The following is an 11,069-nucleotide window of genomic DNA, read 5'->3' on the forward strand; positions in this document are numbered from 1 at the left end:
CAAGGGCGTAGTCATCCATCGGCAATGCGATGGGAGAGCGGACTCGGCTGAGATCGCACCAGATCAACCCCAAATAACGCTTTTAACCCCAACCGCTCAAACCAAGGAACTGCTGCCCCCAAGCGCATCTTGGTCATAAAGTATTGCTCAAAGGCTGCTTTGCCCCAAACCACCCATTTCCCTTGAATCGCGTAGGAATAGCGACGTTTTCCGGTCTCTGGGTCAGGCACCACGGGAGCCGCAACATAGAGAATGCCCGTATCCCCAAATTCCGCGAAACAAATTGCTTCTAAGGTGGGAATTTGCCGATCGGCCTGAAGAGCTCCCAAGGAGACGGCAATATTATGGGCTACGGCCATCCCCATGGCTTCTGTCATTTGTCCACTCTTGGGCATCCCGATCGGGACCGGAGACTTTCCCACTTGGGCCAAGGCAACACTCACCCCCAGCGCATAAATCTCAGGGAACTGGGGATGTTGATGGGTGGCTGTAACCGGAATAAACCCTTTTTCATTCCCCAATCCTGGTGCATCGAGAATAAATTGCACCCCTCGGAACGCTGGCAAAATCATCGCGTAATTTTGGGCAATCTCTCGCCCATCCTCTAGCGTAATTTTATCGACTGTTACCGATGTAATTGCAGCATTGTTAATAATATTAATATCGTGTTTTCGCAATAAGTTTTCTGTCAATCGCTGCGCGTTTTTCACACCACTCACACCCAAATGTCCGGCATAGGGTTCTGGCGTCACCAAGGTGAGGGTGGCCCGCTGGCGTAAGCCCTTGCGTCGCAAAATCCAATCTGCCATCAAGATAAACTCATAGGCCGGCCCAAAGCACCCCGCGCCTGGGGCTGCACCCACCACCAGCGATCCAGGATTTTCTAAAAACTGAAGCCAAGCAGCCCTCGCATCCAGGGCATGTTTAGCGGAACAAATCGAATGGGTATAGCCTCCGTGGGGGCCTAATCCAGGAATGGCATCAAAGGCAAATCCTGGCCCCGTCGCGATCGCCACATAGTCATACTCAATCACCTGGCCATTGGCTACCGTAATGCGCCGTTGATGGGGATCGAGAGCGGTTACCGGGCTATTGACAAAGTCTAAACCGTGTTTCTGCACCAAGGGTTGTAGCTCCAACTGAAAATGATCGATCGGATCAAGATCTAGCGCAACGCGAACCAGACCCGGAATAAATGTAAATTTGGACTGATCGGAAATTAGAATCACTTCATGCTCAGCAGACAAAAGCTGTCTTAGCTCGTAGGCTGTGGGCAATCCACCCAGCCCAGCCCCAATCACGACAATTTTGGCCATAGGATATTAATTCTCCTAATTCATGGATTCGGGAATATGCATTACGGAAATGTGCATTCATGGGTCAGCCCGATGGGAAAAGACCCCAAGAAAGAAGAAGGAGTTACGGATCGGAGGAGCCAGCAAAACTGAGTAGCAACTGACTGGCCATGCCAAATTTTGCCGTCCAAAGGAGACAGCCTTCAAGGGTTAATCAATCTGATTCAGATATCTAATATAACCATATAGTTATTCAAATTAAAAGCGATCGGTTCAAGAAGCTTTACAGAGCCCTTTGATCCGGTGAACCCAAGACTGGTAAGCTGAACCCATGAACTGGTTACAGATTTGACAGATTGCATGTTTAACCAATTGCATGTTTGACGGATTGCGTGGCCAGTGCCCCTTTTGGAATCGGTTCCGGCCATGGCTCAGATCTATTCGCTGCATCCTGAAAATCCCCAACTGCGCACCGTCGAGATGATTTGCGATGCCCTGCGCAAAGGCGCGGTCATGCTCTATCCCACCGACACCCTCTACGCGATCGGCTGTGACCTTAACTCCAAAAGTGCGGTGCAACGGGTGCGGCAAATTAAACAAATGTCCAACGATAAGCCCCTAACGTTTTTGTGCCCCTCCCTATCGGACATTGCCCAATATGCAGTCGTCAGCGACAACGCCTATCGCTTGATGCGGCGCTTAATTCCAGGGCCTTACACCTTTGTTTTACCCACCACACGCCTTGTTCCCAAACTGGTGATGCATCCCAAACGCAAAACCACGGGTATTCGCGTTCCGGATTCCCCCATTTGTCTAGCAATCATGGAAGAACTGGGGAATCCGATTATTTCCACCAGTGCCTATGCCTTGGCGTTGGAGGAGGAATTTGAGCCGCCCCAGATGGCCGATTCTCGCTTCGACCTGTTTGATTGCTTTGATAATATTGTGGATGTAATTATTGACAGCAACGAAGAGCCCTCGGGGCAGATGTCTACCATTATCGATTTAACCGAGGAGCCGGAAATTATTCGGCGCGGCAAATCCTGGGAAACTGTTGCGGCTTTAATTTAGCTAGATTAATGGCAGCGCTTAATGTAACGTGAGTTCGACAAGCAAAATTGTCCCTCACAAATCCCCTGTACTGGGACGCAGAATTCACTTGGGTGTCGGGGGAGTAGAGTCCCCTGACGTCGCAGGGGGGCGGGGAGAAGTTCCCCGATTTTTGCTGCGCAGCAGCCCCGACGATCGCGCCGCACCACAAATTCATCGAACCCACGTTAATGTAACGGCCCCCCTAAAATCGTTTTTGCGATCGCACCCGTCACCTCCAAGGGATCCTCCGTCGCCAATTGGTCGTACCATTGCTGCGTCACCTGCGGATCTTTACCATGGATCATTTCCGCCCGTTGGCGTGCCTTCTTCACCACAGAACTCACGCGATCGTGGCGTTGGCGTTCGTAGCGCTGTAACGCATCTTCCACGCTGACATTGGTGGTCACTAAACATTGCGCTAGGACTAAGGCATCTTCCATGGCTTGGCAACCACCTTGGCCTAGGTCAGGACAGGTCGTATGGGCCGCATCTCCCAGCAGAGCCACGCGCCCTTTGACCAAGCGATCGATCGGCCCCAGGTCGTGAATCGCGAGCCTTGCCGTTGCCTGCGGATCGAGGCGATCGATGAGCCGTTGTACCGGGTCTGCCCAGCCGTGGAAATGCTGGTGCAGTTCCGCTTGGATCCCCGCCGGATTCGCCACGGCATCCAGCGGTAACGGCACATCCAAAAAGAAATAAAAGCGATCGTTCGCCACGGGCATCATCGACGCTCGCTGGTGCTGGCCAACGTAAATCACCCAGGTGCGCGGCGGCGCTAAATCCTCACTGGCTGCAACCAACCCGTTGAAATTGACATAGCCTGCATACTTGGGATTAAACGGTTGACCCAAAACATATTCCCGCAGGTTCGATCGCACACCATTTGCAGCAACCAAGAAATCCCCGGTTGCACAATGGCCATTTTCAAATCTGGCGGTGACTTGCCGATCGGTTTGCTCGATCTCCATGCAGCAATGATGCAGATGCACATCTCCGTTAAACGCTTGGAGCAAGATCGCCTGCAAGTCCGCCCGCGCCACAGGATAGGGACATTGGCCCACGGATTGCACCAACGGAGCCAGATCAATGTCGTTCAGAATCCGACCGTCTAACCAACGGTATTCCATCCGAGCCATCCTGCCACCAATCCGAGCAATTTCAGCCCCCAACCCTAGCCAGTTCAGCACTTTCACCCCATTCGACCAGAGGGAAATTCCAGCACCCACGGGTTTCAATTCCTGCACCCGATCGTAGATTTCCACTTCATAGCCCGCTCTTTGGAGGGCAATTCCCGCCGTCAGTCCACCAATCCCCGCCCCAATCACGATCGCCTTTAAACCTTGCATGGAATTCCCCCTATTTATCCCTCAGCCCTGTTAATCAGTCCTGTCCCTCAGCCCTGTCCTTCAGCGGTCAAGTTAGCGTTACTCCGAGCAATCGTTTTATTGAATACTATCCTGCAATCTAAATTGAGCAATGGTTGCAATTTCTGCTAGTGCGGTTTGCTGTTCCTGCTCCGGTGTATTCTGGAGCCGCTGTTCAAAGGCTTCTAAAATCGTCGCCTTCGTATGGTTACGGACTGCAATGATAAAGGGAAAGCCAAACTTGGCTTTATAAGCCTGATTCAAGGACTGAAAGCGATCGTATTCACTCGCAGTTAATTGATCGAGTCCTACGCCAGCCTGCTCCTTGACCGAGGCTTCCGCCATTCTCGCACGACTGCCTAAATCTGGATGGGCACAAATCAGGTCAATCTGTTGCGCCGAAGACAGTTGCGCCACGATCGCCACCATTTTCTTGTGCAAGTCCGCAAGACTTACAAAGGGACGCTGCAACCAAGCCATTTGGGCAATTTGTGGGGTTTGTTCAAAAATATGTCCCAGAGCTGTTATGAAATCGGCTTCGGACATAGCGTTCAATTGTGACAGGGAATAGATCTCAGTCATCCTTCAATTCACAGTCGTTGTAAAAAAGATTACCCAAAAACGAGTAACCACACAATCGAAATTCAGTTCAAGTACAGCCGAAGTACAGCCGAAGCGCAGACAGAATATAGCTAAAATATAGCTAAAAATAATGTCAATTCAAGTTCTCCAGGAACAGTTAACTACCTCGATAGGTTGTATAAGACCATGGAGAAACCAGCAATGGAATATGATAATTTGCATCGGGATCAGAAATTGTAAATCGAACCGGAACTTCCGTTAAAAAGGGTAAATCGGGAAGGTTAAGCGGTTGTCGATCGAAGTAATCTTTCACAAAAAAGATAATTTCATAGAAGCCAACTTTTAACTGTTCATTAATCAGTAACGGAACATCAGTCCGACCATCTAGATTCGTCACAGCTTTGGCCAACAGTTGCCGATCGCCGGATTCGCGATCGTAGCGCCAAAGCTGCAGGGGTACCCCTGCGGCAGGGCAACCCTGGGCGGTATCTAAAACATGGGTTGTTAGTTTTCCCATTGATATGTACCAAGAGAGTGGATTAATCAAAATGGAAGGTTTGGAATATTTTATTTTCGTTATAGCATAGGCGTAGTTATACGTTTGTGCTGGACTGATCAGATTGGGAGAATACACGATGACTCAGCCTTCAGTGGAATATAAGCGAATTTTCATCTGTGGATCGGCCCTTCGGGGACAACCGGATCATGGCAATTTAGGAGATGCAGTCTTTGTTCGATCGGCCCAAACCCAGCCCTTGTACCGACTCCATGCCGCAGGGGAAGGTTGGCATCCAGCCATTTATGCTGTGGAATCTGGTGGAATTTCAATTCCGGGAGAGGTTTACGATTTGACGCTAGCGGATTTTGACCACTTAGCCGCCAATGAACCGCCCCACATGTACCCCAGCGATGTCATCCTAGAGGATGGAGAAGTCCTGACGGCGTTTTTGTACCCCCAGGAATTGATTGAACAGTTTAACTGGCCCGATATTTCCCACCATGGGGGCTGGGCCGCCTACAAAGCAGCCGCAGCCAACCCATAAGTCTGGGCGATCGCGAAAAGTTTGGGCAATATCAGTCAGCCGACGGAGCCGTTGAGGTGGGCGGATGGTGCTGGTGCCAATGGTGTGCAATATCCATCCGCCGACATAACCAAACCCGATCGTGGCTCTGCACATAGTCCAAAAATCGCGCCAAGGCCGCCGATCGACCCGGTCGCCCTACTAAGCGGCAATGTAACCCCACACTCATCATTTTCGGGGCAGTTTCTCCCTCGGCATACAACACATCAAAGGCATCCCGCAGATAGGCAAAAAACTGGTCGCCGGAATTGAATCCCTGACTGGTCGCGAAACGCATATCGTTATTATCCAGGGTGTAGGGAATCACCAAATGGGGCGTACCGTAGTCATAGACCCAATAGGGTAAATCATCGGCGTAGCTATCGGCATCGTAGAGAAAGCCCCCGGCCTCCACCACCAGTTTGCGCGTGTGGGGACTGTTGCGGCCCGTGTACCATCCCACCGGACGACTCCCAGTGACACGGGTATGAATGTCGATCGCCGCTTGCAAATGCTCCCGTTCCGCCGCTTCATCAAAATCCTTATAGTCAATCCAGCGATACCCATGGCTAGCAATTTCCCAATCCGCTTGCAGCATCGCCGCCACGGCCTCTGGATGGCGTTCTAAGGCCATGGCAATGCCATAAACCGTTACCGGAATCTGTCGCTGGGTAAAGAGACGGTGCAGCCGCCAAAATCCCGCTCGACTACCATATTCATAGCAGGATTCCATATTCATGTGCCGCAGACCCACAAACGGTTGCGCCCCCGGAATTTCCGAGAGAAACGCTTCCGACGCCCGATCGCCATGCAAAATACAGTTTTCGCCACCTTCTTCATAGTTGATCACAAATTGCACCGCGATCCGGGCTTGGTTCGGCCAATGGGGATGGGGCGGCGTGGCACCATAGCCAATCAGATCACGGGGATAAACCGAAGAATTTACCATGGATATTCCTAATCAGTGCAAGAAATAGTTCAAGTGTAGGCGGTCACTAGATTTTCGTTCAGTTATCCAACTATCTGTTTTGCACAGTTTTTCAGGAGTTTACACACTTCATAGTAGACCGCTTCACTCATCCTATAGGCTGACTCCATCCGCTCACTTCTGATAGAGCCTGTCGAGAAGACTACCTCGTATTCTGATAGCAAGGGTTAAGCAGTCAAGGGCAAGCACCCACTGCGTCAACCCATCGCCTATTTCTATTCAATTTCTATTTCCTATAGGAGAACACAATGGATACTTACGTTTGTAAGGTTTGTGGATATGTTTATGATCCGGCTAATGGAGACCCCGAAGCCCATGTAGAACCCGGCCTACCGTTTGCAGTTCTTCCCGAAGACTGGACCTGTCCTCAATGTCATGCAGATAAGTCAGAATTTGATCCTAGCAATGGGCCAATGCCTGGAATGGTCGCTCCGATCGGAGAATAATGTCAGAGAAAATAAGTTAGAAGCGTCACATCTGATTTTTGTCATTCTGTCAATCGTAGTCGAGAGCTAGTTTACACACTAGCTCTTTTTTATATCGTTTTTCCTAGGACCCATTTAAGTCAACAACCTTTCTTTTAACTGATTTTTGAATTCAAGAAGACCCTTCCATTTAGAGATTTCATTCCTATAAATTTACACGATTATAAAAGAGTAAATTATTCGAACATTTCAGGTAAATCCCATGGCAACACCCACGTCCCAAGCATCTGAACTAAATCCTCCTTACAACATTACGCCTTCTTTTAAATCTATAATGACAGGTATTCTAACTCTGTTACCTCTAACCATTCTGTTAGTCGGTTTCTATAGCGGAGCCATCAATATCTAATTTTAATTTCGTGTCAATTTTGATCCGATAACCTCTTACATCTGGTATTAAGCATCTTGATTTAGCATCAAGATGCTTTTTTCTGTGTCATCCGATCGAGTCCATCAGACTCACTGTCCCCAGTGCTTTCTAATCAGCTTCTAGCATGATTTCCCTAGCCGCAACCCGCACGACGGTGGGTTCTCCCCGTTTGCGAACGGTTTGACTCCAGTCGTGGGCGCTGATGAAGTTGAGAACGTGCAAAATGCCGATCGCGGCATCGACGGCATCATTGTCACCGCTGAGTTGGAGCTTGATTTTCTTGGTATAGCGAGTCATTGGTTTCCCTCAAAAGTAAACGAAGTGGACGAGGAAAACCCAAAAAGCTAGCCGCCCCGATTTCTGACATGGCGAAACAGGGCGGCTTGGGGTGCTAAAATGCAATCCAGGTCACCATGCTGGCTCGAACAGCTTGGGGGCTTAGCGATCGTTCTGAGGCCGGAATCTCATTGCGATCGCGCTAGTTTTTCGGGCTGATCAGCAGCAGAGTTCGAATCTCCGATTGCTGCTTAACTATAGCAATGTAGCGGCGATCGCTGTCCCCGTCAACCGTACAAGGGTGTTAAATTTTGTAGCGCGATCGTGATTAATTTCAACGTGTAAAGAACGATCGATCCTTTCCCTAGAAATCCTCTCGTAGCTTCAACGATCGCTGACCCCATAGTTCAGATCGCCCAAAATCATCCATTGACCCGCACGATCGTCGAGAGAACCGTCAACTGATTCATATCGACAGTTTTGTGCTCAGGTAGCGCTGGCCGTGCTCCCGCTCGACTCATTGCGTCAATTTCTGTCAGCATCTCCGTTGCAAATTCGATCGATTGATCTCCCTCTAACCGCATTACTGTTCCTTGCTGCTCCTTTCCCCGTACCTCTGCGATGTGTTTCACAGCCCCGAGGAGTTTGTCTAAAGGCCGACGACTCGCAACCATTAACAACTCAAACGTACTGGCTTTCGAACTTAGCTGGAATGGATATTGCAACACCTTTTCGCCCATCGGTGCAACCAAAGCTTCATCAATGGGAGCCTCGATCGCGTAGGGATAAGCCACTGCTAACGTACCATCCCGAGAAATAATCAACACCGCCATATACAACGGTACCGATTCTTGATTTTTTAAGCGAAGTTGTACAATTGTATTCGCTGCGAAGGTCGGGGCAATGATTCTTGTAGTAGGATTCATCGCGATCGCCCGTTGACTCATCACCGTTTGCGGACTGCCGAGCGAACGCACAGTCTTCTTCTTCTTATCCACAATTTCCACCGGCACTAAATCAACCCCCACTGCCATTGTCGAGGCATCCCCCATCATCGTTTTGAGTAATTGCTTGGCTTGCAACGTTTTTAGGCGACGCCGCAAGCGATCGAGCATCGTTTCCACTGTATCGTTGGCGTCTCCCAATAGACCAGGTAACGGTTCCAAGGATGGCGTGAGTAGATAAAATTGCCCCTGCTGAGAACGTTTGGCTCTGCTACGCGGGGATCGTGCACCCTCGAAGTTTTCCCCTCGCCCGATGATGTAATGGATTTCTTGCTTTTCTGCGATCGGCACGATTGCAACTTTTGCCATATCAGATAAGCCCTGTTGGACGATCGGTAAGACATCGCCCAGGGAAGCATCAAGACCAATGTTGAGTGTCAAGTGATCGGGAATGCCGCGCACTTTTTCCCGCAGAAGCAGCCCCACCTGTAATTGTACAGGAGATTGAATTTTGGAATTGGGGATGAGCTTTCCATACCCGACTAAGCCCGATCGATGGGTTTGTTGAATTTCACCTAGGATATTACCGCGTCGATCTAGGATGTTGAAAACCGCTGTCTCGTAAGCCTGGAGACAATCAGGGGCTGCTCCTCCCAGCCAGAATTGTACTTGATCGCCGTGGGGTGGCTGATGAATCACCCCCTGCGCAGCGGGCAGAGGAATAGGTGTGAAGAAAATTGGTTTCTGAGCATTGCCACTATTGGGAGCGACTTTGTAAACGGGGAACTGGTCAGGACTCTGGGAATTGAGAATGCTACTGAGAACCAGTTGAGTAAACACAGAATCTAGCGATCGTGTCCCCGTAGATTGCCAAAGATAACGGGTGAATAAATAGGTAAATGCCCCCGCTGTGAAATCATTTCGAGACAGTTCTAAAGCCGTTAAATCTACAACATTAGCCAATCTATCAAAGCTAGCAGCACCCATCGCAACACCCTTCGCGATACCTTGCTGGCGTCGTTGCTGAAGTTGTTGTGTTGTCCAACCTTGAGCGGTTTGCAATTGCGCTTGTAGCTTTAATTCATCGTCAATCACGTCGGGAAATTCATCACCACTATTCATGCGGGAATCTAGCGATCGTACCCTGGCAGTCCCCCGCAGTCCCCCTTCCGAATGGCAACTATCCAAAATCATGACCACATTATCCGTTGTCAGTTGGCTGGTCAGCAAAAACAGCGTTTTCCCCATGATTTGCCGAACTTGCTGCGGCTGGTCGGTTTGCCAATCGACAGGAACGATCGTGCCATTCAGCCCGATTCCCTCCCGCACAAAATCCGGAATGGCTTGACGATCGCGGACAAGGGAACCATGCCCAGAAAAATGGAAAACGACTAGATCACCCGGTTGGGCCTGATGAATTAAATGCTGTTGAAATGTGGTGATGATGTTCTTGTAGGTCGCGTCGCGATCGCGCAGTTCCACAATGTCCTTAGGCTGGAAGTCATAGCGGTGGATGAGCAGTTCCCGCTGGAGGTCAACGTCGGTGTTGCAGCCGCTGAGGGGAGCAGTGTTGTAGTCGTCGATGCCGATGAGTAGGGCATATTTACGACCGCTGGGTTGGGCAAGGAGGGAGTTTGCTTGGGTGAAGTGATCGAACTGGCTGAGGGCGATCGTGCTGAGGGCTGAGCTCGTGAATTGCAGGAAATGCCGACGAGTTAGGCGCGATGGTTTTAAATACATCAGAAATTGTTCAAATCCAGTTGAAAATCGCAGGGAGTTGCAAGGGGGCTGTTACTGAACCAATGCCGGGGAGGCACTTCCTCCTACACCAATATCACACATTCCCAAAATTTTTGACAGATCTTCAGCAGCATTTTTGGATCTATTTCGTAAAATTTTCTACAATATCTGTGTAGTGATGAATTAAGGTGTTGCATAATTATAGCCTTAGGTAATGGAGGATCGAGAAATGGTTGTCGCAAAAGAACAGTTTCCCAAATTAACGCCGGATGAATATTTTGCGTGGGAAGAACAGCAGACCTGTCGCCACGAATACCTGGGGGGTGAAGTGTATGCCATGAGCGGTGGCACGATCAATCATGGTGAGATCGCATTGAATTTTGGGACGTTGCTGAAGAATCATATGAGAGGAAGCGGCTGCAAGGTGCTGAACTCTGATTGCAGAGTGAATATTCTAGGGACGACTGACTATGTTTATCCCGATCTCAGTGTGACCTGTGATGAGCGAGATAGAACAACGCGGCAATTTATAACCTATCCCACCCTCGTGGTGGAGGTGTTATCGCCGGGGACAGAAGCCTACGATCGGGGGAATAAGTTTAAGATGTATCGACGCAATCCAAGTTTGAAAGAGTATGTGTTGGTGGATTCAGACGCGATCGCCATTGAACTTTTTCGCCGCTGCTGTGCTGATGATAATCTTAATAAAGGGGTTGATAGTAATGCTGATTATTGGCAAATTCTGAACTATCAATCAGGTGATTTAGTAGAACTACAATCGGTAAATTTAACGTTCTCGATCGATCAAATTTACGAAGATATTATTTTCGATTCAGAATCCCCCGAAGTGGTCTAAGACTAAATTAATTTAA

The 11,069-nt window shown here is 49.5% G+C and carries 12 protein-coding genes; 5 read left to right on the top strand and 7 right to left on the bottom strand.

Going from position 1 to position 11,069, the window contains the following annotated elements; all coding sequences use genetic code 11:
* Positions 1-11 precede the first annotated feature (11 nt).
* Positions 12-1,316 carry an NAD(P)/FAD-dependent oxidoreductase gene (locus ACN4EG_RS07345; RefSeq protein ID WP_431628685.1) on the bottom strand — a complete coding sequence of 435 codons (1,305 nt, stop codon included), beginning with the start codon at positions 1,314-1,316 and terminating at the stop codon, positions 12-14.
* A 405-nt stretch (positions 1,317-1,721) separates the two neighbouring features.
* On the opposite strand from ACN4EG_RS07345, the gene ACN4EG_RS07350 reads away from it, so the two are divergent.
* Positions 1,722-2,366, top strand: coding sequence for an L-threonylcarbamoyladenylate synthase (locus tag ACN4EG_RS07350; protein WP_431628686.1), 645 nt, complete (start codon positions 1,722-1,724; stop codon positions 2,364-2,366).
* A gap of 206 nt (positions 2,367-2,572) precedes the next feature.
* On the opposite strand, the gene hpxO is transcribed toward ACN4EG_RS07350, so the two are convergent.
* The 3 genes from hpxO to uraH form a co-directional block, all read right to left on the bottom strand.
* Entirely contained in the window at positions 2,573-3,733 is a 1,161-nt protein-coding gene (gene hpxO, locus ACN4EG_RS07355) for an FAD-dependent urate hydroxylase HpxO (protein WP_431628687.1), read from the bottom strand.
* A 96-nt stretch (positions 3,734-3,829) separates the two neighbouring features.
* Positions 3,830-4,297 carry a 2-oxo-4-hydroxy-4-carboxy-5-ureidoimidazoline decarboxylase gene (gene uraD, locus ACN4EG_RS07360; protein WP_431628688.1) on the bottom strand — a complete coding sequence of 156 codons (468 nt, stop codon included), beginning with the start codon at positions 4,295-4,297 and terminating at the stop codon, positions 3,830-3,832.
* Positions 4,298-4,490: 193 nt separating this feature from the next.
* Positions 4,491-4,850, bottom strand: a complete 360-nt coding sequence (gene uraH, locus ACN4EG_RS07365; RefSeq protein ID WP_431628689.1) for a hydroxyisourate hydrolase — start codon at positions 4,848-4,850, stop codon at positions 4,491-4,493.
* A gap of 118 nt (positions 4,851-4,968) precedes the next feature.
* On the opposite strand from uraH, the gene ACN4EG_RS07370 reads away from it, so the two are divergent.
* The gene (locus ACN4EG_RS07370; protein WP_431628690.1) at positions 4,969-5,376 is read left to right on the top strand and encodes an allophanate hydrolase-related protein; all 408 of its coding nucleotides are present in this window, start codon (positions 4,969-4,971) and stop codon (positions 5,374-5,376) included.
* 31 nt (positions 5,377-5,407) lie between these two features.
* Here the strand turns inward: ACN4EG_RS07370 and puuE are convergent, their stop codons facing one another.
* The gene (gene puuE / locus ACN4EG_RS07375) at positions 5,408-6,343 is read right to left on the bottom strand and encodes an allantoinase PuuE (protein WP_431628691.1); all 936 of its coding nucleotides are present in this window, start codon (positions 6,341-6,343) and stop codon (positions 5,408-5,410) included.
* A 287-nt stretch (positions 6,344-6,630) separates the two neighbouring features.
* Here puuE and ACN4EG_RS07380 point away from each other — a divergent pair, with 287 nt between their 5' ends.
* Both ACN4EG_RS07380 and ACN4EG_RS07385 read left to right on the top strand, forming a co-directional pair.
* Positions 6,631-6,828 carry a rubredoxin gene (locus ACN4EG_RS07380; RefSeq protein ID WP_431628692.1) on the top strand — a complete coding sequence of 66 codons (198 nt, stop codon included), beginning with the start codon at positions 6,631-6,633 and terminating at the stop codon, positions 6,826-6,828.
* Positions 6,829-7,069: 241 nt separating this feature from the next.
* The gene (locus ACN4EG_RS07385) at positions 7,070-7,216 is read left to right on the top strand and encodes a hypothetical protein (RefSeq protein WP_431628693.1); all 147 of its coding nucleotides are present in this window, start codon (positions 7,070-7,072) and stop codon (positions 7,214-7,216) included.
* A 129-nt stretch (positions 7,217-7,345) separates the two neighbouring features.
* Here ACN4EG_RS07385 and ACN4EG_RS07390 read toward each other — a convergent pair whose 3' ends face one another.
* Complete coding sequence (locus tag ACN4EG_RS07390) at positions 7,346-7,534, bottom strand: hypothetical protein (protein WP_431628694.1); 189 nt, start codon at positions 7,532-7,534, stop codon at positions 7,346-7,348.
* 401 nt (positions 7,535-7,935) lie between these two features.
* On the bottom strand, positions 7,936-10,197 hold the full coding sequence (locus ACN4EG_RS07395; RefSeq protein WP_431628695.1) for a caspase family protein: 2,262 nt from the start codon (positions 10,195-10,197) through the stop codon (positions 7,936-7,938).
* A gap of 229 nt (positions 10,198-10,426) precedes the next feature.
* On the opposite strand from ACN4EG_RS07395, the gene ACN4EG_RS07400 reads away from it, so the two are divergent.
* Entirely contained in the window at positions 10,427-11,053 is a 627-nt protein-coding gene (locus tag ACN4EG_RS07400; RefSeq protein ID WP_431628696.1) for a Uma2 family endonuclease, read from the top strand.
* Positions 11,054-11,069: the final 16 nt, after the last annotated feature.

Origin of the sequence: Alkalinema pantanalense CENA528 (genome assembly GCF_050753345.1) — a bacterium.
Taxonomy (GTDB): domain Bacteria; phylum Cyanobacteriota; class Cyanobacteriia; order Leptolyngbyales; family Leptolyngbyaceae; genus Alkalinema; species Alkalinema pantanalense.